Raw genomic sequence first — 26,171 nt, 5'->3', positions numbered from 1 at the left:
CGAGCTCGCCGGCCAAGATTTCCGTGAGGTACCCCATGGCCCTGATGATCACCGACGAGTGCATCAACTGCGACGTCTGCGAACCCGAATGCCCCAACGGCGCCATCTCGCCGGGGGAAGAGATCTACGTCATCGATCCCGGCCTTTGCACCGAGTGCGTCGGCCACTACGACGAACCGCAATGCCAGCAGGTCTGTCCGGTGGACTGCATCCCGCTCGACCCCGAGCGCAAGGAAAGCCGGGATGAGCTGATGGAGAAGTACCAGCGCATCACCGCTGCCTGAGCGCCCCGCGAGGATGCTCGCCAGCGACGCCTCGCCTTGGGCGGGGCGTCGTGCTTTGCCACCCTCCCGGTCTGGGCCGGTAATCGCGTGATGTGCCTAGGGCGCGCGGGCTGCCGCGGGAGACTTGCGCCTGGCGTGACCAGCGGCCATCCTGCCGGCTTCGTTCCCCGACCGGAGCCACCGTGTCCGAGACCACCCCCGCCACGCCAACCCGAGCTCCCCAACGCATCTGGGCCCTGGCCTGGCCGATCATCCTCTCCAACGTCACCGTGCCGCTGCTCGGCCTGGTCGACACCGCGGTGGTCGGCCACCTGCCCGACTCCCGTTACCTGGCCGCCGTGACACTGGGCGCCACGCTGTTCGGCTTCCTCTACTGGGGCTTCGGCTTCCTGCGCATGGGCACCACCGGCCTCACGTCCCAGGCGGCGGGCCGGGAAGACGATGAGGCGGTGAAGAACCTGCTGGGCCAGTCGCTGCTGCTGGCCGCCCTGATCGGCGGACTGCTGATCCTGGCCGGCGACCCGCTGATCACGCTCGGCCTGCGTCTGCTCGACGGCAGCCCCGAGGCCACGTCACTGGCCGCGGAATACGCCGGCATCCGCCTGCTCTCGGCACCGGCGGTGCTGGCCAACTACGCCATCCTCGGCTGGTTCCTGGGCCAGCAGAACTCTCGGGTCACCCTGGCGCTGCTGGTGCTGACCAACGGCGTCAACATCGCCCTGGACCTGTTGTTCGTGGTCGGCCTGGGAATGACCAGCGACGGCGTGGCCTGGGCCACGGTGATCGCCGACTACACGGCGCTGACTTACGGCCTGTGGCGGGTGCGCCACCAGTTGGCAACGCTGGGGGGACACATCCGTCGTTCGCGGCTGCTGCGGCTGTCCGCCTACGGCGAGCTGTTCCGGGTCAATGCCCAGCTCTTCGTGCGTACCCTGGGATTGCTGTTCGCCATGGCCTTCTTTACCTCGCGGGGCGCTGCCCAGGGTGACACCGTACTGGCGGCCAACGCCGTGCTGCTGCAGTTCATCATGCTGACCTCCTACGGGCTGGACGGCTTCGCCCATGCCGCCGAGGCGCTGACCGGCCGTGCGGTGGGGCGCGGCCGTTGGGGCGAATTCGCCGCGTCGGTGCAGGCCGCGGCGCGCCTCTCGCTGCTGACCGCCGGCCTCGCTGCCCTGGCCTTTGCGCTGGGCGGCGAGTGGCTGATCGCCTTGCTCACCGGGCTGCCGGAAGTGCGCGACACCGCCGCCACCTACCTGCCCTGGATGGTCGCCATGCCGCTGATCGCCGTGTGGAGCTACCTGCTGGACGGCGTCTTCATCGGTACCACCTCTACCCGCGAGATGCGCAACAGCATCTTCATCGCCCTGGCCGTCTACCTACCCACCTGGTGGCTCACCCAGGGCCTCGGCAACCATGGACTGTGGCTGGCCTTCAGCGTCTTCACCACGGTGCGCTCCGGCGTGCTGATCGCCTACTACCTCCACTATCGGCGCACCCGCTGGTCACACGATGCGACCCTGAGCGCCAAAAGTTAGACATTCGTCGCTTTTGACAACATTTCACCTTTACGTCAGCGTTAAGTGGCTGAAGAATCTCCCTGCCGGCGCCCGCCGGCCCCATCAGAGAAAAGGGACGTCACCATGCTGAAGGCACTCTCGCGCCCGGCCGTGAAACTGGTCGAGCGCTATCTTCCCGATCCATACATCTTCGTGCTGCTGCTGACGGTGATCGCTGCCGCCGCGGCCATCGCCGTGGAACGACAGACGCCGCTGGCGGTGCTGCGCTTCTGGGGCGACGGCTTCTGGAACCTGCTGACCTTCTCCATGCAGATGCTGCTGGTGCTGGTCACCGGCTTCATGCTGGCCAGCTCGCCCCCGGTCAAGCGGCTGTTGCAGCGTCTGGCCGGCCTGGCGCGCAATCCCGGCGCCGCCATCGTGCTGGTCACCCTGGTATCGCTGGCCGCCAGCTGGATCAACTGGGGCTTCGGCCTGGTGGTGGGCGCGCTGTTCGCCAAGGAGCTCGCCAAGCAGATCCGCGTCGACTATCGGCTACTGGTCGCCAGCGCCTACTCGGGCTTCATCGTCTGGCACGGCGGCCTGGCCGGCTCGGTGCCGCTGACCATCGCCACCGAGGGCCATTTCGCCGTCGAGCAGATCGGCGTGATCGGCACCTCCGAGACCATCTTCTCGCTGTTCAACCTGGCGATCGTCCTGGCGCTGTTCATCGCCGTGCCGCTGTTCAACCGCCTGATGCTGCCCGACGAACGCGATAGCGTATTCATCGACCCGAGCCTGCTGGAGGACGACGACGAGGCCCGCGTGCGCATCACCCGCCCCGCGGAGCGTCTCGAGAACAGCATGACCCTGGCCTGGCTGGTCGGCATCCCGGGGCTGTTGTTCCTGCTCGATCACTTCGTGCTGCAGGGCGGCGGGCTCAACCTCAATGTGGTCAACTTCCTGTTCCTGTTCCTGGCCATCGTGCTGCACCGCACCCCGCGCAGCCTGCTCGAGAGCCTGCATGAAGCGATCAAGGGCGGCGCCGGCATCGTCATCCAGTTCCCCTTCTACGCCGGCATCATGGCGATCATGGTGCAGTCGGGGCTGGCCGAGACGCTGTCCCAGGCGCTGGTCTCGCTGGCCACCGAGACTACCCTGCCGTTCTGGACCTTCATCAGCGCCGGCATCGTCAACATCTTCGTGCCTTCCGGCGGCGGCCAGTGGGCCGTGCAAGCGCCGGTCATGCTTCCCGCCGCGGAGGCGCTGGGCGTCGACGTGCCGCGGGTCGCCATGGCCGTGGCCTGGGGCGACGCCTGGACCAACCTGTTGCAGCCGTTCTGGGCCCTCCCGGTGCTCGGCATCGCCGGCCTCAAGGCCAAGGACATCATGGGCTTCTGCCTCGTCCAGCTGCTGCTGACGGGCATCATCATCGCCGTCGGCCTGACCTTCCTCTAGACCAGACTCAGGGAGAAGGGCGCCGAGGACAGGTCGTCCCATATCACCATCGACGCCTTGTCCCCATCGCGGGGGCAAGGCGTTATGCTGTAGGGACAATAGCGCAAAGGATTTCCCCCGATGGACGAACACGCCCTACCCGGCCAGCACGAGCTGACCATGACCGTGCTGATGACCCCCGACATGGCCAATTTCAGCGGCAAGGTACATGGCGGCGCCATCCTCAAGAAGCTCGACGAGGTGGCCTATGCCTGCGCCAGCCGCTTCTCCGGGCATTACGTGGTGACCCTGTCGGTGGACCAGGTGCTGTTCAAGCAGCCGATCCACGTCGGCGAGCTGGTGACCTTCCTGGCCAGCGTCAACCACGTGGGCCGCTCTTCGATGGAGATCGGTATCAAGGTGGTGGCCGAGGACATTCAGAAAAAGCTGATTCGCCACACCAACAGCTGTTATCTGACCATGGTGGCGGTGGACGAACAGGGCAAGCCGGCCCGGGTGCCGAGCCTGGCACTGGAAACCCGCACCCAGAAACTGCGCTTCGAGAACGCCGAGATGCGCAAGAAACTGCGCAAGCAAGCCGAAGCGCAAGAACGCCACGCCCAGAGCGAGCGTGGCGCCGATTGACACTTGCGTATCAGTAGGAAGAGGAGGAATCCTGGATCGCTTCGCCGCCTTCCTCGATGTCCTGGCCCACGCCGCGCACGGTGTTGCAGCCGGCCAACAGAGACAGGGTGAACAGGGCGGCGATGGTAAGCAGTAGTGTCCGCTTCATGGGAGCTCCTTGCTGGTGATAAACGAAGAAGTGGTTACTTATTCAATCTAGCAGGCACGGCGCGTTGGTCCACCCCCTCTCAGGTCAACAACAGGCGCAGCATGATCGCCAGGATCACCGCGATGGTCAGCCACTTCACCCACAGCGCCCCCCGCGGACTCATGTTGACTTTCACCGCCACCCAGGCGCCGGTCATGCTGCCGGCGGCCAGTGCCAGGCCATATCCCCAGCGCACCTGCCCCTCGAAGACGAACATGGCCAGCGCCGGCAGGGTATAGACGAGCACGATCAGCACCTTGAAGACGTTCACCTGGGCCAGATCGATCTTCAGCATCCGGTACAGCACCACGATGAACAGGATGCCGACTCCGACCTGGATGAAGCCGCCGTAGACGCCAATGGCGAACATCGCCAGGTACACGACCGGGGTCAGACTCTCCGGCGTCAGCGGCCGGGTCTCCAGGCGCGGCTGGGGCAATAGCATCAACAGCGCGGATAGCGCCATGACTGTGACCAGTACCGTCTCGAACAGGCCATCGCTCACCTCCAGGGCGAGGCGTGCGCCCAGCAGGGCACCGAGCATCGCCGGCACCGCCAGGCGCAGACTCAAGCCGAGGTGGTGGGCACCGGCCCGGAAGAAGTTGACGACCGCCGACACGCTCTGAAGGGCGACCGACACCCGATTGGTGCCGTTGGCGGCCTGGGGCGGCAACCCCAGGAAGATCAGCAGCGGCAGGGTGAGCATCGAGCCCCCCGCCGATAGCACGTTGATGAAGCCGGCCAGGCCGCCGATGGCGAACAGGGCCAGCACCTCGAGTGGCGTCATGAAGGCATCCTTTCCGATTCGTGAAACGGCGCCGGGGCATCGCCCGGCGCCGCGCTGTGCCATGATACCGCCATCACGCCCCCAGGACGCTAAAAGGAGCCCCCATGTCGGATTTCGAGCCGGATTCTCGCCTGGTCGAGGACAGCTACCCGGTCACCGAGCTGCCACTGTGCCAGCTCAGACTGATGAACGACGCCCGCTACCCCTGGCTGGTGCTGATTCCGCGCCGCCCGAACGTCGTCGAGGTATTCGACCTGGACGACGACGCCCAGCGGCGCCTATGGCAGGAGACCGGCCTGGTCGGCCGCGCCCTCAAGGAAGCCCTGGGCGGCGACAAGCTGAACATCGCCACCCTGGGCAACATGGTGCCCCAGTTGCACGTGCACGTGATCCTGCGCCGCCAGGGCGACGACGCCTGGCCGGGGCCGGTGTGGGGTCAGGGCACCGCCGAGCCCTACGACCTGGACGCCCTGGCCGCGATGCGCGACCGCCTGCTGGCGATGGTCGAGGGCGTCGACGCCCTTCGGCAGGACTGAAGGATTCAGGGACTCATCAGCAGTCGGCTGTTCAGCTCGGTGAGCAGCGGCTCGACCAGCCGCGGTGGCAGCGGTCTGCCGCCGCGCCAGGCGGTCATGGCCAGCCGGCTCTCGCCGTCGCTCGCCTCGACGTCCAGGCGCACGCGATACCCTGGCCAGCGCGCGATCACCGCCTCCAGTCGGCCCAGCTCGGGGTCGGCGTGGCGAATCACGTATCCTTGCTCCATCAGCAGCGCCATCGCCTCCTCCAGCACCGTGACCGGTGCCGTGTCCAGGGTGCGCGTCGCCGGCACGGCAGGCGATGGTGCCACGGCACACCCCGCGAGCCATAGCACCAGGCTCACCAGCAGCAGTCCACGTTTCATGCTCCCTCCCCCGGCTGGCGACGAATGGCATCGTGCAACTCACGACAGAAGCTGGCGTCGCTGGCGGTGCGCGACCGTCGCAGTTCCCCGCGCCAGTCGAACAGCTGGATATCGCGACTGACCCGCACCGTGTCTGCCCCGACCACCACCGAGACGCGCTGGATCTCGGTGGCTTCGTCATCGAGCACTCCGACACCGAAGCCGCCGCCGATGAACACGCCGTGTCCGAAGCGGCTGCGTGAGCCCCCCAGCACGAAGATGTCCGGTTCGGGGGCGCCATGGAAGACGGTACGCTCGGAGCGCTCGGCGCTGACCAGTCCCAGCGATGCCTCGGTGTGGCGAATCAGAAAGCCGTCGGCCTCGAGCGCCGCCACCACCCGGTTGAGGGTCGCCGGCGGGACGTCGGACGAGCGCTCCCAGCGGCAGGCCTCGGCGGGCGCCGGCTCGCCCACCGGCAACTGCGACGGCACTGCCTGGCAGCCGGCCAGCAGCGCAAGCAGGACGACTCCGGCGCCTCTCCACATGATCACATCTCCAACGATTTAACTTGAGTCTAGTGTCCTGTATCAGCGCTTGACCATGGAATTCTGGCGACCTGGCGACGCGCAATCTCCTCAACGAGCCTGCGAAACGAGGCACGGCCCCTTGAAGATCGTCGCCGACGTCCGCATGTCATGAGACAAGGCTATGATGGCGATGCAGTAAATTAGCTTATCCCGCATCCTCTGCTCGCATACACTGGCTGCACAGAGATCAAGGAGGTATTGGCATGACCGACACCAACAGCATCGGCCTGCACGAAGGCAGCGCCAGCCAGCTCGCTGAACGACTCAACGTCCTGCTGGCCAATTACCAGATCTTCTACATGAACGTGCGCGGCTATCACTGGAACGTGAAGGGCAACGACTTCTTCCAGCTGCACGAGAAGTTCGAGGAGTTCTACACCGACCTGCTGCTCAAGGTCGATGAGGTCGCCGAGCGCATCCTGACCCTCGGCCACCAGCCGGTACACGCCTACAGCGACTACTTCCGTATCGCCAGCATCGAGGAAGACAAGGGCGTGCATGATGGCCAGGCCTGCGTGCGCGGCGTGCTGCAGGGCTACCAGCAGCTGATCGAGCTGCAGCGCGAAATCCTGTCGCTGGCCTCCGATGCCGACGATGAGGGCACCGCCGCCCAGGTCGGCGACTACATTCGCGAGCAGGAAAAGACCGTCTGGATGCTCAACGCCTACCTGGGCTGAGAGCCGGCTGGGCTGAGCCCCTCGCGGCAGAAACCAGAAAGACGCGCACAGGACGCCGCCCCACGGGGCGGCGTCCTGCGTGTGGGGCCTGGCCCCGAAGCCGCCCCGAGGTCGCCTTGCGTTCGGGGAGGGACAGGAGCACGATAAACATTAAGCAGGCTTGCTATCCGCCGCCTCGCCTTCTCTCCCCGCCGATGTCACAAGGAGCCGACCCTCGCATGCCCATCACCTGTGTGGCCGACCTACAGCGCCTCGCCCGCCGCCGCGTTCCGAAGATGTTCTACGACTACGCCGACTCCGGCTCCTGGACCGAGAGCACCTATCGGGCCAACGAGGACGACCTGGCGGCCATTCGCTTCCGCCAGAAAGTGATGGTCGACATGTCGGATCGGAAGCTGGGTACGACGCTGCTGGACGAGCCGCTGACCATGCCCGTGGCGATCGCCCCGACGGGGCTGGCCGGGATGCAGCATGCGGACGGCGAGATCCTGGCCGCGCGGGCGGCCGAGCGCTTCGGCGTGCCCTACACCCTGTCGACCATGAGCATCTGCTCCATCGAGGACGTCGCCGCCCACACCACGCGGCCGTTCTGGTTCCAGCTCTACGTGATGAAGGACCGCGACTACATCGCCCGGCTGATCGACCGCGCCAAGGCGGTGGGCTGCTCGGCGCTGGTGCTCACCGCGGACCTGCAGATCCTGGGGCAGCGCCACAAGGACGTGATCAACGGCCTCTCGGTGCCGCCGAAGCCGACGCTCGCCACCGTCGCCGACCTGGCGACCAAGTGGCGCTGGGGGCTCGGCATGCTGCGCACCAGGCGCCGCACCTTCGGCAACATCGCCGGCCACGTCGAGGACGCGACGGACCTGAACTCCCTCTCCGCCTGGACCGCCTCCCAGTTCGACACCTCGCTGAGCTGGGACGACGTCAAGTGGATCAAGGAGCGCTGGGGCGGCAAGCTGATCATCAAAGGCATCATGGAGCCGGGGGATGCACGTTCGGCCGTCGATGCCGGGGCCGACGCCATCATCGTTTCCAACCACGGCGGCCGCCAGCTCGACGGCGCCCTGTCCTCGATCCAGGCGCTGCCGGCCATCGTGGCCGAGGTGGGCGACCGCGTCGAGGTACACATGGACGGCGGCATCCGCTCTGGCCAGGACGTGCTGAAGGCCGTGGCGCTGGGCGCCAGGGGCGTGTACATCGGCCGCGCCTACCTCTACGGCCTGGGAGCGAAGGGCGAGGCCGGGGTGACCGATTGCCTGGAGCTCATCCGTAAGGAGCTGGACACCACGCTGGCGCTCTGCGGCCTGCGCGACATCCACGACGTGACCCGCGACATCCTGGTGCCGGGCACCTACCCCGAGGCGGGCTGAGCGCCCGGCGGCTCAGGGCGCCTCATCGTCCGGCGCATCGCCCTCGGCGGCGCGCACCAGCTCGGCAGGCAGCGGTTTCTTCATGCGCACGCCTAGCCGCTCCAGCTCACGGGCCTGGGCTACCAGGCTGCCCTGTCCTTCGGAGAGTCGGTTGATGGCCCGGCGATGGCTGTCACCGGCACGCTCCAGGTGGCGCCCCACTTCCTGCAGGCTCTCCACCAGGCCGCCGAACTTGGTCAACAATCGCTCGGCCCGTTCGCCGATCAGTCGAGCGTTCTCGTTCTGACGCTCCAGGCTCCACAGCCCGGCCACGGTACGCAGGCTGGCCAGCAGCGTGGTCGGGGTGACCATCACCACCTGGCGTTCGAAGGCCTCCTGAAAGAGCTCGGGATCGCGCTCGAAGGCCGCGGCGAAGGCCGGCTCCACCGGCACGAACAGGAACACGAAGTCCGGCGAGCGCAGGCCGGGCAGGCCGGGATAGTCCTTGGCGGCGAGCCCCTGGACGTGCCCGCGCAGCGAGCGCAGGTGCTCGCCCATGGCTGCCTCACGTTCGGCCTCGTCCTCGGCGTTGACCACCCGATTCCAGGCCACCAGCGAGACCTTGGCGTCGACGATCAGGTGGCGCTCCTCGGGCAGGTAGATGACCGCATCGGGACGCCGCCGGCCGGCCTCGCCCTCGATCGACACCTCACGACGGTACTCGACGTCGCGGCGCAGGCCGCTGCGCTCCAGCACCGTCTCCAGGATCAGTTCGCCCCAGTTGCCCTGGGCCTTCTGGTCGCCCTTGAGCGCCCGGGCAAGCGACGCGGCTTCGTCGCCGAGTCGCGCATTGAGCCCGGCAAGCTGGTCGAGTTGGGCCTTGAGCGAGCCGCGCTCGCGCTGCTCCTGGCCGTGCAGTGCCTCCACCCGCTGGCGGAACTGCTCGACCTGCTCGCGAAACGGCTGGAGCAATGCCTCCAGGCTCTGACGGCTCTGGGCGCTGTAAGCCTGCTGCCGCTCCTCGAAGACACGCCCGGCGAGCTGGTGGAATTCGTCCTTGAGCCGCTCGCGAGCCTCCTCCAGCAGCGCCAGCTGCTCGCGATGGCGAATCGCCGTCTGCTCGCGCTCCGTCTCCAGCCGAGCCGAGCGCTCGCGCTGCTCGGCCAGCCGGTCGCGGGCCTCACCGAGGGCCGCCTCGAGGCCTTCCAGCCGCTCGCGGCAGCCGTCGAGCTGGGCATCGCTCTGGGTGAGCTCCTGCTCGAGGCGCGCGGTCGCCGCCCGTCGCTCGGCCAGCTCGCGGCGCACCTCGACGAGCCGGCGCCGCTGGACGATTCCCCAGCCGCAGGCCAGCAGGGCCACTGCCGCGAGCCCCACTACCCAGGCGCCGCCCATTTCCGTCATAGCGTCGAGCATGCTCCTCTCCCTGATAATGGCGCCGGTCATGGATATGCGACGGCCCCAGCAACGCGGGCACCGGCGCCACTATACTGAAGCGCAGACACTCCCTGGCCAATGTCTCGTCATCGAGGAGGCGACCATGCACCGCTGCCTGACGGCCACCTGCCTGACGTTGCTGATCCTGGCACCCGCCATGGCCGGCGCGGAGGATCATCGCCACGGTCCCGTGCTGTTCGGCACCGCCGCAGGCCACCAGCACGGCCCCGTTCACTATGGCAACGGCCCGGATTATCGGCAGGCCCCAGGCCTATACCGGACCCACCCCGACGCGGAATCGCCCTATCTGGTGCCACACCCGTCCCGGCCCACCTCGCCGGTGATCATCGTCGAGCCACGGATCTACCTGGACCGCCACGAGCACCGGGGCTTTTCCCGTTCGGACCACTGGCGAACGCGGCACCGCGAGCGCTTCCATCGAGACGATCCGCCGTGGTTCGACAAGCATCGCTGGCCGCCGCGAGACCCACGCACGACGCCCTGACCGTCTTCAACGCACCGGGCGAGCCAGGTCCTCGATCAGCGCCCTGAGCAGCCCCCAGAACTCCTCCACCGAGGCCAGCTCGACCCGCTCGTCCGGGGAGTGGGCACCGCGAATCAGCGGGCCGAAGGAGATCATCGCCATGTCCGGGTACTTGGCGCCGAGGATGCCGCACTCCAGGCCGGCATGGATCACCTTGACCTCGGGGTCGACGCCCAACCGCGCCTCGTGCAGGTTGCGAAAGTGGGCCAGCAGCGCACTGTCCGGATCCGGCGCCCAGCCCGGGTAGGCCCCCTCGACCCGAACGCGGGCGCCGATCAGCTCGAACAGCGCACGGAAGCGGTCGGCGAGATCCTCGACGGCGCTATCGCGCAGCGAGCGCACCAGGGCGCAGAGATGGAAGCGACCGGCCTCCAGCGACACCACACCCAGGTTGTTGGAGGTTTCCACCACCCCTGGCACGGCGACGCTCATGCGCTCGACGCCGCAGGGCGCGGCGTGCAGAGCGGCCACCAGCAGCCGGCTGGCGTCCCGGGTCAGGGCTTCGCCCTCGGGGGCCGGCACCCGCTCGAGGGCCAGAGCAAGCCCATCGTCAACGCCGGCCAACTCGGCGCGCAGCGTCGATGCCAGCTCCGGCAGCCGCGCGCGGGCGGCCTCGAAGGCTTCGGCGGGCAACGCCAGGGTGGCGAAGGCCTCCCGCGGCAGGGCATTGCGCAGGGTGCCGCCACGGTAGTCGACCAGGCGCGCGTCGACGTTCTCCAGGGCGCGCAGTACGCGCACCAGCAGGCGGTTGGCGTTGCCGCGGCCCTTGTCGATGTCGATGCCGGAGTGCCCGCCGCGCAGACCGGTCAACGAGAGACGCACCGCCACTTCGTCGTCATCGAGTCGCGAGGTGGGCAGCTGGGCGTCGACCACCACATCGGCCCCGCCAGCGCAGCCGATGTAGACTTGGCCGCGATCCTCGGAGTCCAGGTTGAGCAGCACGCGGCCGTCAAGCCATCCCTCGTCCAGGTTCAGCGCGCCGCCCATGGAGGATTCCTCCTCGAGGGTGAACAGCGCCTCCAGCGGGCCGTGGGACAGGGTATCGTCCTCCAGCACCGCCAGCGCCGCCGCCACGCCCAGGCCGTTGTCGGCGCCCAGGGTGGTATGGCGGGCATGCAGCCAACCGTCTTCGACATAGGTCTCGATGGGATCACGGGTGAAGTCGTGCGGATGCTCGGCGTTGGCCTGGGCCACCATGTCCAGATGGCCCTGCAGGACGATGCTCGGTGCGGTTTCCAGGCCCGGCGTCGCCGGTTTGTGCAGGCGCAGGTTACCGTAGGCGTCACGGTCGTGAGCCAGGCCCCGCTCGTCGGCCCAGGCCTCGAGGACGGCCACCAGGGCGGCTTCGTGGCCGGAAGGACGCGGCGTGTTGCACAGGGTCCGGAAGTGCCGCCACAGCGGCTGCGGCGAGAGCCGTTCGAGATGTGCGTTCATGATCTGTCTATATCGCGGTTGACCCGGGCACTCTACCCCTCGCCTTCGCCCGAGGAAAGCGCCCCGGCCGACAGTCGGCGAGCCACCTGTTCGCGGCGCCAGGCCTCCACCGCCTTGCTGCCGGAGAGCCCCAGCCGCGCGGCCAGCCAGGCCGTGCCGCGGCCCTGGAAGGCCCAGGCGGCGAGCAGCGCCAGCGCCTCGTCGCGCGCTCCCCGCCACGCGGCGTCGATGACCAGCGCCTGCACCGCGGGCCGCACCAGCGCCGGCTCGCGGTGCCCATGGGCCACGTCCGCGAGGTCGCGCCGCGCCTCGTCATCCAGGGGTCGGGGGCCACCTTCGGCCAGCAGCGCCAACGCCACCGCCGAGTCCAGCTCGCGCAGCTCGAAGGCCAGCAGCGACGGCAGCAGCGACTGAAAGCGGTCCGCCAGGCGCTTGGCCAGCGCCTCTCCGCCCTCGGCCGCCGGTGCGACCACCATCAGCGCATGCTCGCCGGTGGCCGCCTCACGGGTCAGCCCGAGACGCACCGCGCGAAATCCCTGGGCCTGCCAGAACGCCAGCAGGCCCGGCTCGGCGCCGAAGCTCGCTCCCAGCAGCGCGATGCCCGCCTCTCGCGCCGCCTGCCGTTCGACGGCCAGCAGTCGCCGGCCGAGTCCCCGGCGGCGCGCCGCCGGATGCACGGCGATGCGCAGCACCCGGCGCAGCCGACCGCTCAGCGCTTCCCGCACGCCGGCGTGAGCGGCCAGCGACTGGGCCATCAGGTGGCCGCGGGGCCGACGCTCGCCCCGCGCCACCCGCTCCGCCAGCGCGGCGTCGAAGCCACCCTCGTCGGCGCTGACTACGACCGCCTGGGGACCTGCGTCGTTACCGAGGGTGGTGAGCCGCGTATCGGGGCCATCCAACAAGCGGCGCAGGTCGCTAGGCGTGGTGCGGTAGTGGGCCTGGACCAGCAGTCCGAACAGCGTGCGCAGGCGCGGCTCGTCACGGGCCAGGGTGCGAGGCGACTCGAGCCGCCATTCGGGCGCCTCTCCAGTGGGCGGCGTCGGCTCGGCGTCCAGCATCAGCAGCCGCGCGGTAAGTGCCTCCAGGGGATCGTCCGGGGCCCAGCGGATCGGAGCGGCCAGATGCCACTCGCGCCATTCGGGGGTCAGGCGCTCGAGTCGCTCGCGAAAGCGCAGCGCGAAGCCGCGGCCGGCGCCCTCGTAGCCGTGCACCGTAGTGGCGAAGGCGATGCGCGGGAAGGCCGCGAGCCACTGGCCGAGCATCCCGGCGGGGATCGCCGCGGCCTCGTCGACCAGCAGCCAGGCCCCGGCGCCGCCGGCATCGAGGCGTTCTACCCGGGCGCTGAGCTCGTCGGGTGCCAGGAAAACCACTCGCCCGCCGGCCTCTTCGAAGCGATTGCCGTGGCGCCGCCCCTCGGGCCGCAGCGCGGCGAGCCGCTCGAAGAGCCCGGCCACCGCCGCCGGACGCGGGGCGGTCACCAGGATCTCGGTTTCGCCTTCCTTGCCCTGGCCTCGCTCGCCCTGGGCCAGCAGCCGGGCGCAGGCGATGCCTAGCGCCGCCGTCTTGCCGCGCCCCCGATCCGCGGTGAGTACCAGCGGCCGGCGTCGGCGTAGCCGGACCAGCCGCGCTACCGCCTCGGCCTGGTCGCGGGTCAGGCAGTCGGGATCGTCGGGAAGCGATTCGACGGGCGCGACCTCGGGCCAGTCGGGGATCGCGAGCGCCCCTTCTGCGGGCCAGCGGATCGCCCGCGGCGAGGCGGCCAGCAGGTGGGCGAGGCGGTCCAGATAGTGCGCCGATAGCTGTTCCGCTCGCCAGGGATGGGCGGCCAGCCGCGTATAGTCAGCGTCGGGACGCCCGCCCCAGTCCGCAGGGGTCAGCAGCACCAGCAGCCCGCCGGCGCGCAGGGTGCCCGCGAGCGCGCCGAAGGCGTCGGGGTCGAAGCCCGCCCCGGACGAGACCGCGTCATAGACGATCAGGTCGTGCTCGCCGCCGAGCCGGGTGCGCGCCTTGGCGGGGGGCAGCCAATCTTCCGCCTCCAGGCTCGTCGGCGGCTCGGGGGAGACCCACAGCGCCGCCCCGCCGGGCCGGGCGTGCCATAGCGCCAGGGCCCGTCGAGAGGCATCCGCGACCTCTCCCGTCAGCCATACCAGGCCCCGCCAGCGGCGTTCCTCCAAGCGAGCCTGGCAGGCCAGGAGGTCATCGGGCACCTCGGCGTTCATGAGCATTCCTTTAAATTGCTGAACTTTGGTCTAAGGAGTAGGCGTCGTTTCAACGCCCGGTCACTCTTCGGCAGTGCAACATGCCGGTCATACTCTTGTTTTATACATCTGAAATTCAAGGCTTTTCCGATCCCGACGAACGATGAGAGCCGGTAGCAGGCGCCATGGCTTAGACGATCGGCGACCGTCGAACCTGCCACGAGGCCCATGCTAGGTTGAGGCAACGGCCACCTCGCCAGGCGGGGAGGCCTGATTTTTCTGCACTGCATCACGTTCGTCACCCATCTCCAAAATCAGAACAAACCGCAGGAGAGAATCGCGATGAAACAGACCCGCTTCGCCCTCACCGGACTCGCCGCCGGCATCGCTCTGGCCAGCCTGGCCACCACCGCCCAGGCCCAGGAATCCTGGACCATGACCACCACCTGGCCGGACAATCTGGACCTGATCCAGATCGACCGCCACTGGGTCGAGCTGGTCAACCAGCTGGCCGGCGACGAGTTAACGATCAACTTCCGCGCCGGCGGCACCCTGATGCCCGGCACCCAGGTCTTCGATGCCACCGAAACCGGCAGCATCCAGGCCGCCGGCGACTGGCCCGGCTACTGGGCCGGGCGCAGCTCCGCCTTCTCGCCACTAGCTACCACCACCAGCCTGTTCAACGGCGTCGACTACCTGAACTGGATCATGGAGTGGGGCGGCTGGGAGCTCTACCAGGAAGTCTACGGCCAGTACAACATGGTCTACCTGCCCTACGGCATCACCAACAACGAATCCGGTTTCCGCGGCGGCACGCCCATCGAGAGCATCGCCGACCTGGAAGGCAAGCGCCTGCGCCTTTCCGGACGCGACCAGGGCCGGGTGCTGGAACAGCTCGGCGGTTCCCAGGTCACCCTGGCCGGCGGCGAGATCTACCAGGCCATCGAGCGCGGCGTGGTCGACGGCGCCGAGTTCTCGACCCCTGGGGTGGACTACAAGGCCGGCTTCTCCGAGGTCGCCGACTACTGGTCGGTGCCGGGTTGGCACCAGTCCGCCAGCGTGTTCGGGGTGATGATCAACCAGGACGCCTGGGACGCCCTCTCCGAGGAAACTCAGGAGAAGCTGAAGATCGCCGCCGAGGCCACCATGGCCTGGTCACTGGCCTGGTCGGAGCGCGAGTCCACCGAAGGCACGGTGAAGTTCCTCGACGACGGCACCGAGATCAACCAGCTCTCCGAGGAGGACCTGGCGCAGATCCAGGAGATCACCAACGAGGTGATCGTGCAGGGCGCCTGCGAGGACCCGATGCACGCCAAGGTCTACCACTCCATGATCAGCTACATGGAGCACTACGCCAATTGGCGCGACATCTCGGTGCCCTTCAACATGAGCCGGGTGACCGACAACCTGCCCTCTCTGGAGGACATCGAGGCCTGCATGAACCAGTGACCGGTCCGCTTCGCCGGGGCGCCATGCCCCGGCGAGCCCGGCACCTTCCCCTGTCCGTTCGCACTCGGAAATGTCGACCATGAATGCCATTGCCAGGGCCATCGACGCCCTCAACGAGGCCTTCGGGCGCCTCATCGCGCCCCTGCTTGCCGTGATCACGATCATCGTGATCTATGACATCGCCATGCGCTTCTTCGTCGGCCGCCCCAGCGACTGGGCCTTCGACGTCACCAAGATGCTGTTCGGCGCCCACTTCATGCTGATGGCGGCCTTCGGACTGCGCCATCATGCCCACGTGGAGGTCGACGTGCTCAAGCGCCTGCTGTCGCGGCGCCGCCAGGCCGCCATCGAGCTCCTCGGCTACCTGATCTTCTTCGTCCCCTTCATCTGGATGCTGCTCAGCCTCGGCTGGGACTTCTTCTACCGTTCCTTCAGCCGCGGCGAGACCACCTACGGCATGGTGGCCCTCCCGGTCTATCCGGTGAAGGCGGTGATCATCGTCACCGCCATGCTGCTGCTGCTCCAGGCCATCGCGGTGGTGATCCGTGCCGTGCAGGCCTTGCACAAGGAGAACGCCGCATGAGCGCAGAAATGCTCACCCTGTTCATGTTCGGCGGCCTGCTGGTCGGGCTGTTCATGGGCCATCCGTTGGCCTTCGTGCTCGGCGGCACCGCGGTGCTCGGGGCCTGGCTGGGCCCGGGCGCCAGCACCCTGGGCATCCTGATCAACAACATCTACGGCAACGCCATGGACAATTACGTCCTGGTGGCCATTCCGCTGTTCATACTGATGGCCCGCTTCCTCAACGACTCCGGGGTCACCGAGAAGATGTTCGAGTCGATGCGCCTGCTGCTGGCCAACCTGCGCGGCGGCCTGGCCCTGACGGTGGTGGTGGTCTCGGTGCTGCTGGCCGCCACCACCGGCATCGTAGGCGCCTCCATCGCGGTGATGGGCATGATTGCCCTGGTGCCGATGCTCAAGTACCACTACAACAAGGAACTCAGCACCGGGGTAATCATGGCCAGCGGCTGCCTGGGCATCCTGATTCCGCCCAGCATCATGCTGATCCTGATGGCCAGCTACTCGCCTGTGTCGGTGGGAGCGCTGTTTGCCGGCGCCCTGGTACCCGGCCTGCTGCTCGGCGCGATGTACGCCCTCTATGTGCTGGCGATCTGCCATCTCAAGCCCAGCTACGGCCCGCTGGTGCCCGCCGAGGAGCGGGCCGAGATCTCCACCGGCGAGCTGCTGGCCATGCTCGGCAAGTACGTGCTGCCGCCGATGGCGCTGATCCTGGGGGTGCTGGGGTCGCTGTTCGCCGGCATCGCCACCGCGACCGAGGCCTCGGCGATCGGCGTGGCCATCGCCTTCGTGCTGTTCCTGATCTTCGGCGACCGCAAGCCTTCCACCTGCTACCGCACCCTGATCGAGGCCAGCAAGACCACCACCATGGTGATGCTGGTGCTGGTCGGCGCCACCGCCTTCACCGGCGTGTTCTCGATCGGCGGCGGCATGGAGGTCATCAGCGAGGTCGTCATGGCCATGCCCGGCGGCACCACCGGCGCCCTGATCCTGATGTTCTTCCTGGTGTTCATCCTGGGCATGTTCCTCGACTGGACCGGCATCGTGCTGCTCAGTTTCCCGATCATGCTGCCCATCGTGGAGAGCATGGGCGTGGACGTGCTGTGGTTCGTGGTGATGGTAGCGGTGGTACTGCAGACCTCCTTCCTCACCCCGCCGTTCGGCTATGCGCTGTTCTATCTCAAGGGCGTGGCACCGCCCGAGGTCGAGACCCTGGATCTCTACCGGGCAGTGATCCCCTTCTGCGCGCTGATCGTGCTGGCCTGCCTGCTGATGGCCTTCTTCCCGGCCCTGGTCACCGGGTTGCCCGCACTGCTCGTCGGCTACTGAGTCTCACTCCGTCACGCCGCCGCCTGCCGCCCCGGCGGGCGGCGGCGCGTTTCGGTGCAGCCTTCCCGGGCAGCTGATACCATGCTCGACCGCCAGACCATCGCCTCTGGCAAGCGTATCGGCCCTCACCGGAAGGAGAACCCGCGTGTCCAGCCCCCTCGGCCATCGGCCCTCCGCGCCCGTTCGCCGGCTGACGCAGCACCTCGATGCCTGGAGCGTCCTGACCCTGCTCATCGCCGCCATCGTGGCGCTGCCGGTGCTCACCGTGCTGGCCCATATCGTCATGCCCGCCGGCGGAGTCTGGCAGCACCTGGCCAGCACCGTACTCGGCCGCTACCTGGCCAACACCCTGTTCCTGGTCGTCACGGTGGGGCTCGGCACCTTCGTGATCGGCACCGGCACCGCCTGGCTGGTTGTGATGTGTCGCTTCCCCGGCCGCCGGCTATTCGAGTGGGCCCTGCTGCTGCCACTGGCGGTGCCGACCTACGTGATCGCCTACGCCTATACCGACTTCCTGCAGTACGCCGGGCCGCTGCAGAGCGCGCTGCGCGAAGCCTTCGGCTGGGAGCGCGGCGACTACTGGTTTCCCGACATCCGCTCGCTGGGCGGCGCCGCGACCCTGATCACCCTGGTGCTCTATCCCTACGTCTACATGCTGGCCCGAGCCAGCTTCCTCGAGCAGTCGGTGTGCGTGCTGGACGTGGGCCGCACCCTGGGCCGGGGCCCCTGGCGGCTGTTCACCAGCATCGCCATCCCGCTTGCGCGCCCGGCCATCGTCGGCGGCGTGTCGCTGGCGCTGATGGAGACCCTCAATGAGTTCGGCGCGGTGCAGTATTTCGGCGTCGACACCTTCACCACCGGCATCTACCGCACCTGGTTCGGCATGGGCGAGCAGGTCGCCGCCGCCCAGCTGGCGGCCTGCCTGCTGGCCTTCGTGATTGTCTTCGTGCTGCTCGAGCGCGCCTCGCGAGGCAAGCGACGCTACTTCCACACCACCGGCCGCTACCAGCAGTTGCCGGAGTTCCACCTCAGTGGCCTGCGCGCCGCCGCCGCGACCCTGGCCTGCCTGGCGCCGGTACTGGTCGGCTTCCTGATTCCCAGCGGGCTGCTGGGCTACCTGTCGATCCAGGGTGGGGATTCGCTGTTCGGCGCACGGTTCCTGGAGTTCGCCGGCAACAGCCTGGTGCTGTCAGCCGTGGCGGCGCTGATCGCGGTGGGGCTGGCGCTGGTGCTGAGCTACGGGGCGCGGCTACATCCCGGGCCGGTAACACGCACCGCCACCCGGGTGGCGGCCATGGGCTACGCGGTGCCCGGCTCGGTGGTCGCCGTGGGCATCCTGATTCCCTTCGCCTGGCTGGACGACACCCTGAACGGCTTCCTCCAGGCCCACTACGGGGTGATCGCCGGGCTAATCTTCAGCGGCTCGGCCTTCATCCTGATCTACGCCTACGTGGTGCGCTTCCTGGCGGTGTCGTTCAACGCCCTGGAGGCCAGCCTCGGCAAGGTGACGCCGAGCATGGACGCGGCCGCCCGCACCCTGGGGCAGACCGCCGGCGGCACGTTGCGCAAGGTACATACGCCGATCATGCGCGGCAGCCTGCTGGCCGCCGGTATCCTGGTGTTCGTCGACGTGATGAAGGAACTGCCGGCGACCATCATCCTGCGCCCCTTCGACTTCGACACCCTGGCAGTGCGCGCCCACAACCTGGCCGCCGACGAGCGCCTGGCCGAGGCCTCGACCGCCTCGCTGACCATCGTCGCGGTGGGCATCATCCCGGTGATCCTGCTCAGTCTGGCGATGCGCCGTTCACGCCCCGGGAGCCGCGGGGAAGACGAACACCTGTGACGGATCCAGCCGGATCGTAACCGGCTGGCCCTCCTCGGGCAGAAAGACGCCGGGCACCCGGGCGTGCAGGTGCGACTCGCGGCCATCGCCGCCGTGGGCACAGATGTGCAGCAGGCTGGTGCGGCCCAGCAGTTTGGCCATGATCACGTGGCTGTGATGGTCCGTCGGTGCCTCCTCCAGAGCCACCACGCGCAGCGCCTCAGGGCGGATCATCACCCGCGCCCGGGCTCCCTCCTCCAGGCCGTGAGCCATCACCTCGCCCACCGGCGTATCGACGCACCCTCCGCGCACCTTGCCCTCCAGCTCGTTGACCTCGCCGAAGAAGGTCACCACGAAGGGGTCGGCCGGGGCGCAGTAGAGCTCTCGCGGGGTCCCCATCTGCACGATGTGGCCATCACGCATCAGTGCGATGCGGTCGGCCATGAACATCGCCTCCTCCGGGTCGTGGGTGACCAGCAGGGCGCCGGCGCCGACCTTCTTGAGCACGTGCAGAGTGTCGTCGCGGATGCGGTCGCGCAGCCGGGCGTCCAGGCTCGAGAACGGCTCGTCGAGCAGCATCAGCCGGGGCGCTGGGGCCAGCGCTCGGGCCAGGGCCACGCGCTGCTGCTGGCCGCCGGACAGCATGTGCGGATAGCTCTCCGCGAAGCGCCCCATGCCCAGCTGGTCGAGCAGCTCCAAGGCGCGCTGGCGGCGCTCCTTGGCGGGCAGCGTCTCGAGGCCGAAGGTCACGTTCTGCAGCACCGAGAGATGCGGGAACAGTGCCGAGTCCTGGAAGGCCAGGCCGACGTTGCGCTTCTCCGGCGGCACGTGGGGCTGGCCGGGGCGCCCAACGGGGAGGCCGTCGAGATCCACCTCTCCCCGCTGGAGCACCTCGAGCCCGGCGACGATGCGCAGCAGGGTGGTCTTGCCGCAGCCCGAGGGGCCGAGCAGGCAGACTACCTCGCCCGGGTGCACCTCCAGGCCGACGTCCTCCACTGCCAGATGATGGCCATAGGCGTGGCGGATGTGATGCATGGCGAGGACCGGAGCCGGCTCCGGTGCAATATCTTGGACGGCGGCGAGCGGGGCGTGATGGGTCATGGGCAAGGAATCGACTCAGCCGAGGGATAGCGGAACCTGCATGGTAACGCGAAACCTTCGTCTTTTCGTCGCCATTTCGTCGCGACACTGGCCGGCAGTTGACGCCATCCAGCCCAGGCGCTTCAATGATGACCGAATAATGCAACGTATTATCATTCGAAATCATAGCTGATCCATACGCTCACGAGGTAGAACAATGCCCCAGTCCAATCGTCTCGTCATGCCCCTCGCCGCCCTGGTGGCCGGCGCGGCCTTCGCTACCAGCGCCGCCGCCGATGAGCTCAACGTCTACTCGGCCCGGCACTACGACTCCGACCAGGCACTCTACGACGCCTTCACCGAGGAGACCGGCATCGAGGTCAACGTCCTCGAGGGCGATTCGGACCAGCTGATCCAGCGCATCGAGCGCGAGGGGCAGGCCAGCCCCGCCGATGTGATGATGACCGTGGACGCCGGCCGCCTGTGGCGCGCGGAGCAGGAAGACATCTTCGCCAGCGTCAGCTCCGAGGTGCTAGCCGAGCGCCTGCCAGACTCGATGCGTCATCCTGATGGCAAGTGGTTCGGCTTCAGCCAGCGCGTTCGCGCCATCTTCTACAACCCAGATGAAGTCGATGCCGGCGAACTCAACACTTACGAGGATCTGGCGGACCCTCGCTACGAAGGCCAGGTGTGCATCCGTTCCTCCAACAACATCTACAACCAGTCGCTGCTGGCCTCGCTGATCGCGCATCACGGCGCCGAGGAAGCCGAGGCCTGGGCCCAGGGGGTAGTCGACAACATGGCTCGCGATCCCGAAGGCGGTGATACCGACCAGATCAAGGGCGTGGCCAGCGGAGAATGCGATATCGCCGTGGCCAACCATTACTACTACGTGCGCCTGCTGGAATCGGATAACGAGGCCGATCGAGAAGTCGCCGAGAGCGTCGAGATCATGTTCCCCAACCAGGACGACCGTGGCGCTCACGTCAATATCGGCGGGGCCGGCGTCGTCCAGAACGCACCGCACCATGACAATGCCGTGCGCTTCCTGGAGTTCCTCGCCTCCGACGAAGCCCAGGCGATCTTCGCCTCCGGTAACCACGAGTTCCCGGTGGTCGACGGCGTGGACATCGACGAGGTGCTGGCCTCCTGGGGCGACTTCAAGCGCGACGAGCTGAACGTCAGCGTGCTCGGCGAGAACAACCCGGAAGCCATCAAGATCTTCGACCGGGTCGGCTGGCGGTAAGACGTCACCGGACGCCGACAGCAAGGGGCCCGCGGCAATGCCGCGGGCCCCTTGCGTTGGAAACCGGATACTCATCAATGGGGGATCATCAGCGCCACCCCTGACACCAGCGCGAACAGCAGCACCCCCTGGCGCAGTCGCCGGGCATCGAGGCGCTGGTGCATGACCCGGCTGGCCACGCTACCGACCAGCAGCGGCGGCAGCAGATAGAGCGCCCAGCGCAACTGCTCCGCGCCGACCTTGCCGGCCGAGGCCAGGATCACCAGCGACACCAGTTCGCCGATCAGGAAGCAGCAGGCAATGGTCGAACGCAGCTCCGGCCCGGGGCGATGCTGGTAGAGCAGCGCCAGCGGCGGGCCGCCGACGCCGGTAGCGGTCTCGGTCACCCCGGTGATCAGCCCCACCGAGACGCAGGCACCCGGCTTGGGCCGGAACACCGGCGCGAACAGCGCGGCCAGCACGGCCAGCACCGTCGAGGCGCCGATCAGCTGATTGAGCCCATTGGTGCTCATCACCACCAGGATCCACAGCCCCAGAAAGGTCCCCGGCAGGCGGCCCACGCCAATCCAGGCGCTGCCCCGCCAATCGATGGCCTCGCGCTCGCGCAGCGCCACGTAGAGGTTGAGCGGCAGCATCAGCACCAGCAGCGCCACCGGCAGCAGGTCCGGCCGCAGCAGCCCCATCACCGGGGCGACGATCAGCGCGAAGCCGATGCCGATCGCGCCCTGCATGAAGGCGGCGACGGCCGTGGCCGCGGCGAGAACGACATAGACGGCGGGATCACTCATGGGTCCCCCGCGCCTCAGCGCCCGACCGCGTCGCCATGACTCGCTCGCGATGGGCCGCCGAGGTCGGGTGCACCCGCTGGATCGGCGCGTTGGCCACCGCGGCACCGGCCGTCTCGCGCACTTCGGCGAGCAGCGCGCGCGCATCCCAGTCCACCGGCCAGCCCTGCCACAGCCGCAGCCGGCCGTTGGTGAACACCGCCTCGATCTGGTCGCGGTTGGCGTAGCGCACCAGCTCCCAGGGCCGATCCCAGGACGGCGTCATCTCGGGCACCTCGAGGTCCACCAGCAGGAAGTCGGCGGCCAGCCCCGGGGCGATCGCCCCAGTGACGCCGGCAAGCCCCGCCGCATCGGCGCCCGCGCGGGTGGCGTGGTCGAGCCACAGCCAGCCGCCGCCGCAGGAGGAGTCGCCGCTGGCCAGCCCGAAGGCCAGGCGCTGGCTGGTCTCGGCGGCGTCGAGCAGGCGGAAAGCATCGCTGCGCGTACCGTCGCTGCCCAGCCCGAATCGGATGCCTTGGGCGGCCATGTGCAGCGCCGGCGCCACGGCGTTGCCCTTCCAGGCGCTGGCCACCGGGTTGAAGGCCACCGCAGTGCCGGTATCGCGCAGCAGGTTGAGCTCCCCCGGTGTCACTAGGGTGGCGTGGGCGACCAGGGTCTGCGGCCCCAGGGCGCCGGCGGCATGGAGATGCTCCAGCGGGCGCTGGCGGCGCGCCACCAGCGAGCGCTCCACGGCCTGCAGGTGCTCGTTGACGTGGGTCTGGAAGATGGCCCCACCCTCGGCGCACAGCGCCGCGGCGTCGTGCAGCATGGCGTCGCTGGCCACCTCGGGGATCGACACCGCCAGCGAGGGATGCACCAAGCCATGGCCCGCCCAGCGCGCCAGGTGGCGCTCGGCGTCGCGGCGGATCGCCGTGCCGTCCCGCGAGCTCCCACCCAGGTCGTTGCAGATGTAGCCCAGCACGCAGCGCAGTCCGCTCTCCTCGGCAGCGTCGGCGATGCCGTCGAGCTCCGAGGCGGCACGTGTGCCGGCATCCACCGCGGTGGTGAAGCCGCCGCGCAGCGCCTCCAGGGCGGCGAGCCGGGCGGAGAGCCGCACCAGCCGCTCGTCCAGGCTGCCTTCCAGCGGCACCCAGATGCGCTTGAAGATCTCGGAAGGCTCGCCGAAAACCAGCGACTTGCCGAGCGACTGGGTCAAGTGATGATGAGTGTCGACGAAGCCGGGCATCAGCAGCTTGCCGGGCAGCTCGATGGGCGCGAGCTCGGGGTGACGGGCCAGCAGTTCCCGGCGCTCACCGATCTCGGCGAAGCGGCCATCGGCCACCAGCACCGCCTGGTCGCGCACGCAGCCCTCCTCCAGTAGCACCTCCTCGGGCAGCAGCAGCAGCGTCTCGGCGGCGAAGTCGGCTGGGGCCAGCGGGTCGTTGGAATATGGGGTCGGCGACATGGTTACTTTCCTTTGATTTCTTGACGGGGCAGCCCCGCGCCCGCGGGAGCATCGCGCCGGCGGCCGAGGTGATGGAACAGCAGGTTGACCAGCACGGCGGTCAGGGTGCCCATGGCCAGGCCGTTGCCGAGCAGGATCTGCAGGTGTTGGGGGAAAGCGCTGTAGAAGCCGGGCACCAGAATCGGCAGCAGTCCCATGGCCAGCGCCGAGGCCAGGGTGAACATGTTGCCGTGCTCGTCGAAGTCGACCCGGCGCAGGATGTTGATGCCCATCACGCCGATGATGGCGAAGACGATCACCGCGGTACCCGCCACCACGGCGGTAGGCAGCAGCGACGCCAGCCGGCCGAGCGGCGCAAACAGGCCGAGCAGCACCAGAATCAGCCCGGCGGCGACGGTGACGTAGCGCGAACGCACCCCGGTGGCACGCACGATGCCGATGTTCTCGCCGCTGGTGATGATCAGCGAAGTGCCAAAGCAACCGCCGAGCAACGAGCCCAGGGCATCGGCGCGGATATTGCGCGGCACCAGGGCGCGGGCATCGCCGCGCTTCTCGACGATCTCGGCGGTGGCCAGGGTCTGGCCGGTAGCCTCGGTCATCGAGACCACGCTGAAGATGATCAGCGGCAGCGAGGCGAAGAGGTCGAACTTGGGCCAGCCGAAGGGAAACAGCGACGGCAGGGCCACCACCGGGCCGGACAGCACGCCGTCGAACTCCATGACGCCGCATACCGCGGCCAGGGTGGCGCCGATCAGCAGCCCCAGCATCACCGCGATGCGCTGCAGCACGCCGCTGAACAGCCGGGCGCACAGCACGATGGCGGTCATGGTCGCGAGCGCCAGGGCGATGCTGGTCAGGTTGGCGAACTCCGGCGAGCCCTCGCGGCCGGTGATCAGTCCACCGAAGATGCGCACCAGGTTGATCGCCACCAGCAGCAGCATGGTGCCGATGACGATCGGCGGGAAGAACCGCAGCACCTTGGTGAAGAACGGCAGCGCCAGGAAGTAGAACACCCCGGTGAGGATCACCGCACCGGTGGCCGTCTGCAGGTCGGTGGCCTGGGCGATGGTCAGGAAGATCACCAGCGGCGCCCCGCCCGGCACCTGCACGAAGGGCAGGCGCGCACCGATGCCGAAGGGACCGAAGGACTGCAGCAGCGTGCCCAGCCCGCAGACCAGGAAGGTGGCGCTCATCAGCGCGACCATGACCTCGTCGCCGAAGCCCATCGCCTGGCCGACCAGGAAGACGGCGGTGATCGGCGCGGCGGCCATCACCAGCACGTGCTGGACGCCGAACAGCAGCATCTGGGGCAGCGGCAGCCGCCGGTCGACCGGCTCGGTACGGGACTCGCGCGAGCCGGTCGGCTCGGGAGAAATGCTCATGGGGGACATCCTCGGTTGTTGTTGTGGACGTGTCCCCAAGCTAGCGCCAGCCAACTGTACTGGTCCATAATAATGTTTCGCTCATATCGTTGCCAAAAAGGCAACGATCGACGCCAAGGGAGAGACCATGCAGCTGCTGCTGACCGGGTTGCGCTACTTCGAGGAGGTCGCCCGCCAGGGCTCGCTGCGAAAGGCGGCGGAGCGTCTTCACGTGGCCGCCTCGGCGGTGAACCGGCAGATTCTCAAGCTGGAGGACGAACTGGGGGTGCCGCTGTTCGAACGGCTGCCGCGGGGCCTGAGGCTGTCGCCGGCGGGAGAGCTGATGCTGGCCCAGATTCGCCAGTGGCAGCGCGACGAGCGTCAGCTGCTGGAAACCCTCGGCGACATTCGCGGCACCGGCTGTGCCGAGATCCGCATCGCCACCGTCGAGTCGCTCACCGACCAGGTGCTGCCGGAGCTGCTGGGCCAATTCAGCCAGCGCTTCCCGAGGGTTCGCTTCGCGCTGCACACGGGACTCACCGAGGAGATCCTCGAGCGTGTAGCCACCGGCGAGGCCGACATCGGCATCTGCATGAACCCTCCGCCGACCCGGCGTATCCGCTTCATCGAGTCGGTGGCGCTGCAGTTCGGCGTCGCCATGGCGCCGTCTCATCCGCTGGCGCAGGCCTCGGAGATCCGACTGGCGGAATGTGGTGCCTATCCGGCCATCCTGCCAGACGCCGAGATGTTCCGCGGCTCGACCCTGGAGCGGGCCCTGGCGCAGTCCGACGTGGAGCTGACCCCGCTGGCCGGCTGCAACCGGATCCTGGCGATCAAGTCGCTGGCCCGAGCGGGGCTCGGCCTGGCCTTCCTCAACGCCCTCGACGTGGCCCGGGAACTGGCCCACGGCGAGCTGGCGTTCCGCCCGCTGCGCGACCCGCGCGTCGACGGCGCGCGGCTGGTGCTGTGCAGCGCCGCCGGCCGTTCGCTGCCGATGGCCGCCGAGGTACTGGTGGAGTCGCTGAGCCAGGCGCTGCGCGACCTGGCCCCTCACGACTGAGTCGCCGAGGTCACCGAACCGACGAGGCCCGCGGCTATGCCGCGGGCCTCTCTCGAAGCGTTGGGGGGTGG

The 26,171-nt window shown here is 68.4% G+C and carries 25 protein-coding genes; 14 read left to right on the top strand and 11 right to left on the bottom strand.

What is annotated here, in order from left to right:
* The first annotated feature begins 35 nt into the window (after nucleotides 1–35).
* From ACGTN6_RS06225 to ACGTN6_RS06210, 4 genes are all read left to right on the top strand, one after another.
* Complete coding sequence (locus ACGTN6_RS06225) at nucleotides 36–284, top strand: YfhL family 4Fe-4S dicluster ferredoxin (protein ID WP_183386061.1); 249 nt, start codon at nucleotides 36–38, stop codon at nucleotides 282–284.
* 182 nt (nucleotides 285–466) lie between these two features.
* Entirely contained in the window at nucleotides 467–1,822 is a 1,356-nt protein-coding gene (locus tag ACGTN6_RS06220; RefSeq protein ID WP_394590470.1) for an MATE family efflux transporter, read from the top strand.
* 105 nt (nucleotides 1,823–1,927) lie between these two features.
* Nucleotides 1,928–3,238 carry a short-chain fatty acid transporter gene (locus tag ACGTN6_RS06215; protein ID WP_394590468.1) on the top strand — a complete coding sequence of 437 codons (1,311 nt, stop codon included), beginning with the start codon at nucleotides 1,928–1,930 and terminating at the stop codon, nucleotides 3,236–3,238.
* Between the two features lie 120 nt (nucleotides 3,239–3,358).
* A complete protein-coding gene (locus tag ACGTN6_RS06210) occupies nucleotides 3,359–3,862 on the top strand; it encodes an acyl-CoA thioesterase (RefSeq protein WP_394590466.1) in 504 nt (167 codons plus the stop codon).
* Nucleotides 3,863–3,872: 10 nt separating this feature from the next.
* Here the strand turns inward: ACGTN6_RS06210 and ACGTN6_RS06205 are convergent, their stop codons facing one another.
* Nucleotides 3,873–4,010, bottom strand: a complete 138-nt coding sequence (locus ACGTN6_RS06205) for an entericidin A/B family lipoprotein (protein WP_183388775.1) — start codon at nucleotides 4,008–4,010, stop codon at nucleotides 3,873–3,875.
* A gap of 79 nt (nucleotides 4,011–4,089) precedes the next feature.
* Complete coding sequence (locus ACGTN6_RS06200; RefSeq protein ID WP_394590463.1) at nucleotides 4,090–4,836, bottom strand: sulfite exporter TauE/SafE family protein; 747 nt, start codon at nucleotides 4,834–4,836, stop codon at nucleotides 4,090–4,092.
* Between the two features lie 104 nt (nucleotides 4,837–4,940).
* Here ACGTN6_RS06200 and ACGTN6_RS06195 point away from each other — a divergent pair, with 104 nt between their 5' ends.
* Nucleotides 4,941–5,372, top strand: coding sequence for an HIT domain-containing protein (locus tag ACGTN6_RS06195; protein ID WP_394590461.1), 432 nt, complete (start codon nucleotides 4,941–4,943; stop codon nucleotides 5,370–5,372).
* A gap of 5 nt (nucleotides 5,373–5,377) precedes the next feature.
* Here the strand turns inward: ACGTN6_RS06195 and ACGTN6_RS06190 are convergent, their stop codons facing one another.
* Nucleotides 5,378–5,737: a hypothetical protein gene (locus tag ACGTN6_RS06190; protein WP_394590459.1), complete on the bottom strand. Its 360-nt coding sequence runs from the start codon at nucleotides 5,735–5,737 to the stop codon at nucleotides 5,378–5,380.
* Nucleotides 5,734–6,261, bottom strand: coding sequence for a hypothetical protein (locus ACGTN6_RS06185; RefSeq protein WP_394590458.1), 528 nt, complete (start codon nucleotides 6,259–6,261; stop codon nucleotides 5,734–5,736). Before ACGTN6_RS06185 ends, ACGTN6_RS06190 begins: the two co-directional genes overlap by 4 nt.
* A gap of 245 nt (nucleotides 6,262–6,506) precedes the next feature.
* Here ACGTN6_RS06185 and ACGTN6_RS06180 point away from each other — a divergent pair, with 245 nt between their 5' ends.
* Nucleotides 6,507–6,980 carry a Dps family protein gene (locus ACGTN6_RS06180; RefSeq protein WP_394590457.1) on the top strand — a complete coding sequence of 158 codons (474 nt, stop codon included), beginning with the start codon at nucleotides 6,507–6,509 and terminating at the stop codon, nucleotides 6,978–6,980.
* Between the two features lie 218 nt (nucleotides 6,981–7,198).
* Nucleotides 7,199–8,353, top strand: a complete 1,155-nt coding sequence (locus ACGTN6_RS06175) for an alpha-hydroxy acid oxidase (RefSeq protein WP_394590456.1) — start codon at nucleotides 7,199–7,201, stop codon at nucleotides 8,351–8,353.
* Nucleotides 8,354–8,365: 12 nt separating this feature from the next.
* On the opposite strand, the gene ACGTN6_RS06170 is transcribed toward ACGTN6_RS06175, so the two are convergent.
* On the bottom strand, nucleotides 8,366–9,745 hold the full coding sequence (locus ACGTN6_RS06170) for a DNA recombination protein RmuC (RefSeq protein WP_394590454.1): 1,380 nt from the start codon (nucleotides 9,743–9,745) through the stop codon (nucleotides 8,366–8,368).
* 124 nt (nucleotides 9,746–9,869) lie between these two features.
* On the opposite strand from ACGTN6_RS06170, the gene ACGTN6_RS06165 reads away from it, so the two are divergent.
* The gene (locus ACGTN6_RS06165) at nucleotides 9,870–10,271 is read left to right on the top strand and encodes a hypothetical protein (RefSeq protein WP_394590453.1); all 402 of its coding nucleotides are present in this window, start codon (nucleotides 9,870–9,872) and stop codon (nucleotides 10,269–10,271) included.
* Nucleotides 10,272–10,277: 6 nt separating this feature from the next.
* Here ACGTN6_RS06165 and ACGTN6_RS06160 read toward each other — a convergent pair whose 3' ends face one another.
* Nucleotides 10,278–11,744: an aminoacyl-histidine dipeptidase gene (locus tag ACGTN6_RS06160; protein ID WP_394590452.1), complete on the bottom strand. Its 1,467-nt coding sequence runs from the start codon at nucleotides 11,742–11,744 to the stop codon at nucleotides 10,278–10,280.
* A 32-nt stretch (nucleotides 11,745–11,776) separates the two neighbouring features.
* Complete coding sequence (locus ACGTN6_RS06155; RefSeq protein WP_394590451.1) at nucleotides 11,777–13,963, bottom strand: tRNA(Met) cytidine acetyltransferase TmcA; 2,187 nt, start codon at nucleotides 13,961–13,963, stop codon at nucleotides 11,777–11,779.
* 321 nt (nucleotides 13,964–14,284) lie between these two features.
* Between ACGTN6_RS06155 and dctP the strand changes: the two genes are divergently transcribed.
* The 4 genes from dctP to ACGTN6_RS06135 all read left to right on the top strand — a co-directional run bounded on the left by dctP (nucleotide 14,285) and on the right by ACGTN6_RS06135 (nucleotide 19,145).
* On the top strand, nucleotides 14,285–15,391 hold the full coding sequence (gene dctP / locus ACGTN6_RS06150) for a TRAP transporter substrate-binding protein DctP (protein ID WP_394590450.1): 1,107 nt from the start codon (nucleotides 14,285–14,287) through the stop codon (nucleotides 15,389–15,391).
* A 79-nt stretch (nucleotides 15,392–15,470) separates the two neighbouring features.
* Entirely contained in the window at nucleotides 15,471–15,974 is a 504-nt protein-coding gene (locus ACGTN6_RS06145) for a TRAP transporter small permease subunit (RefSeq protein ID WP_394590448.1), read from the top strand.
* Nucleotides 15,971–17,299, top strand: coding sequence for a TRAP transporter large permease (locus tag ACGTN6_RS06140; protein WP_394590447.1), 1,329 nt, complete (start codon nucleotides 15,971–15,973; stop codon nucleotides 17,297–17,299). Before ACGTN6_RS06145 ends, ACGTN6_RS06140 begins: the two co-directional genes overlap by 4 nt.
* A gap of 145 nt (nucleotides 17,300–17,444) precedes the next feature.
* Nucleotides 17,445–19,145: an ABC transporter permease gene (locus ACGTN6_RS06135; RefSeq protein WP_394590446.1), complete on the top strand. Its 1,701-nt coding sequence runs from the start codon at nucleotides 17,445–17,447 to the stop codon at nucleotides 19,143–19,145.
* On the opposite strand, the gene ACGTN6_RS06130 is transcribed toward ACGTN6_RS06135, so the two are convergent.
* Nucleotides 19,107–20,225 carry an ABC transporter ATP-binding protein gene (locus tag ACGTN6_RS06130; protein WP_394590444.1) on the bottom strand — a complete coding sequence of 373 codons (1,119 nt, stop codon included), beginning with the start codon at nucleotides 20,223–20,225 and terminating at the stop codon, nucleotides 19,107–19,109. The two genes, ACGTN6_RS06135 and ACGTN6_RS06130, sit on opposite strands and share 39 nt — an antisense overlap.
* 196 nt (nucleotides 20,226–20,421) lie before the next feature.
* On the opposite strand from ACGTN6_RS06130, the gene ACGTN6_RS06125 reads away from it, so the two are divergent.
* On the top strand, nucleotides 20,422–21,450 hold the full coding sequence (locus ACGTN6_RS06125; protein ID WP_394590442.1) for a Fe(3+) ABC transporter substrate-binding protein: 1,029 nt from the start codon (nucleotides 20,422–20,424) through the stop codon (nucleotides 21,448–21,450).
* 74 nt (nucleotides 21,451–21,524) lie between these two features.
* Here ACGTN6_RS06125 and ACGTN6_RS06120 read toward each other — a convergent pair whose 3' ends face one another.
* From ACGTN6_RS06120 to ACGTN6_RS06110, 3 genes are read right to left on the bottom strand one after another with little or no spacing between them, the layout of a single operon-like run.
* Nucleotides 21,525–22,238: a sulfite exporter TauE/SafE family protein gene (locus tag ACGTN6_RS06120; protein WP_394590441.1), complete on the bottom strand. Its 714-nt coding sequence runs from the start codon at nucleotides 22,236–22,238 to the stop codon at nucleotides 21,525–21,527.
* Nucleotides 22,231–23,679, bottom strand: coding sequence for an amidohydrolase family protein (locus ACGTN6_RS06115; RefSeq protein WP_394590439.1), 1,449 nt, complete (start codon nucleotides 23,677–23,679; stop codon nucleotides 22,231–22,233). Before ACGTN6_RS06115 ends, ACGTN6_RS06120 begins: the two co-directional genes overlap by 8 nt.
* Before the next feature lie 2 nt (nucleotides 23,680–23,681).
* Nucleotides 23,682–25,061, bottom strand: a complete 1,380-nt coding sequence (locus ACGTN6_RS06110; RefSeq protein WP_394590437.1) for a uracil-xanthine permease family protein — start codon at nucleotides 25,059–25,061, stop codon at nucleotides 23,682–23,684.
* A gap of 127 nt (nucleotides 25,062–25,188) precedes the next feature.
* On the opposite strand from ACGTN6_RS06110, the gene ACGTN6_RS06105 reads away from it, so the two are divergent.
* On the top strand, nucleotides 25,189–26,100 hold the full coding sequence (locus ACGTN6_RS06105) for a LysR family transcriptional regulator (protein ID WP_394590435.1): 912 nt from the start codon (nucleotides 25,189–25,191) through the stop codon (nucleotides 26,098–26,100).
* The last annotated feature ends 71 nt before the right edge of the window (nucleotides 26,101–26,171 follow it).

It is taken from the genome of Halomonas sp. B23F22_20, from assembly GCF_043496985.1.
GTDB lineage: Bacteria > Pseudomonadota > Gammaproteobacteria > Pseudomonadales > Halomonadaceae > Halomonas.
The sequence above is the reverse complement of the archived record's forward strand: the minus strand, read 5'-3'. Positions and strand labels throughout refer to the sequence as shown.

Excerpts from the sequence above, each read along its gene's own strand:
- ACGTN6_RS06190 (WP_394590459.1), bottom strand. The coding sequence starts at position 5,737 with ATGAAACGTGGACTGCTGCTGGTGAGCCTGGTGCTATGGCTCGCGGGG.
- ACGTN6_RS06175 (WP_394590456.1), top strand. The coding sequence starts at position 7,199 with ATGCCCATCACCTGTGTGGCCGACCTACAGCGCCTCGCCCGCCGCCGC.
- ACGTN6_RS06170 (WP_394590454.1), bottom strand. The coding sequence starts at position 9,745 with ATGCTCGACGCTATGACGGAAATGGGCGGCGCCTGGGTAGTGGGGCTC.
- ACGTN6_RS06110 (WP_394590437.1), bottom strand. The coding sequence starts at position 25,061 with ATGAGCATTTCTCCCGAGCCGACCGGCTCGCGCGAGTCCCGTACCGAG.
- ACGTN6_RS06140 (WP_394590447.1), top strand. The coding sequence starts at position 15,971 with ATGAGCGCAGAAATGCTCACCCTGTTCATGTTCGGCGGCCTGCTGGTC.
- ACGTN6_RS06215 (WP_394590468.1), top strand. The coding sequence starts at position 1,928 with ATGCTGAAGGCACTCTCGCGCCCGGCCGTGAAACTGGTCGAGCGCTAT.
- ACGTN6_RS06205 (WP_183388775.1), bottom strand. The coding sequence starts at position 4,010 with ATGAAGCGGACACTACTGCTTACCATCGCCGCCCTGTTCACCCTGTCT.
- dctP (WP_394590450.1), top strand. The coding sequence starts at position 14,285 with ATGAAACAGACCCGCTTCGCCCTCACCGGACTCGCCGCCGGCATCGCT.
- ACGTN6_RS06155 (WP_394590451.1), bottom strand. The coding sequence starts at position 13,963 with ATGAACGCCGAGGTGCCCGATGACCTCCTGGCCTGCCAGGCTCGCTTG.
- ACGTN6_RS06145 (WP_394590448.1), top strand. The coding sequence starts at position 15,471 with ATGAATGCCATTGCCAGGGCCATCGACGCCCTCAACGAGGCCTTCGGG.
- ACGTN6_RS06200 (WP_394590463.1), bottom strand. The coding sequence starts at position 4,836 with ATGACGCCACTCGAGGTGCTGGCCCTGTTCGCCATCGGCGGCCTGGCC.
- ACGTN6_RS06165 (WP_394590453.1), top strand. The coding sequence starts at position 9,870 with ATGCACCGCTGCCTGACGGCCACCTGCCTGACGTTGCTGATCCTGGCA.
- ACGTN6_RS06125 (WP_394590442.1), top strand. The coding sequence starts at position 20,422 with ATGCCCCAGTCCAATCGTCTCGTCATGCCCCTCGCCGCCCTGGTGGCC.
- ACGTN6_RS06210 (WP_394590466.1), top strand. The coding sequence starts at position 3,359 with ATGGACGAACACGCCCTACCCGGCCAGCACGAGCTGACCATGACCGTG.
- ACGTN6_RS06195 (WP_394590461.1), top strand. The coding sequence starts at position 4,941 with ATGTCGGATTTCGAGCCGGATTCTCGCCTGGTCGAGGACAGCTACCCG.
- ACGTN6_RS06120 (WP_394590441.1), bottom strand. The coding sequence starts at position 22,238 with ATGAGTGATCCCGCCGTCTATGTCGTTCTCGCCGCGGCCACGGCCGTC.
- ACGTN6_RS06115 (WP_394590439.1), bottom strand. The coding sequence starts at position 23,679 with ATGTCGCCGACCCCATATTCCAACGACCCGCTGGCCCCAGCCGACTTC.
- ACGTN6_RS06160 (WP_394590452.1), bottom strand. The coding sequence starts at position 11,744 with ATGAACGCACATCTCGAACGGCTCTCGCCGCAGCCGCTGTGGCGGCAC.
- ACGTN6_RS06185 (WP_394590458.1), bottom strand. The coding sequence starts at position 6,261 with ATGTGGAGAGGCGCCGGAGTCGTCCTGCTTGCGCTGCTGGCCGGCTGC.
- ACGTN6_RS06130 (WP_394590444.1), bottom strand. The coding sequence starts at position 20,225 with ATGACCCATCACGCCCCGCTCGCCGCCGTCCAAGATATTGCACCGGAG.
- ACGTN6_RS06225 (WP_183386061.1), top strand. The coding sequence starts at position 36 with ATGGCCCTGATGATCACCGACGAGTGCATCAACTGCGACGTCTGCGAA.
- ACGTN6_RS06180 (WP_394590457.1), top strand. The coding sequence starts at position 6,507 with ATGACCGACACCAACAGCATCGGCCTGCACGAAGGCAGCGCCAGCCAG.
- ACGTN6_RS06105 (WP_394590435.1), top strand. The coding sequence starts at position 25,189 with ATGCAGCTGCTGCTGACCGGGTTGCGCTACTTCGAGGAGGTCGCCCGC.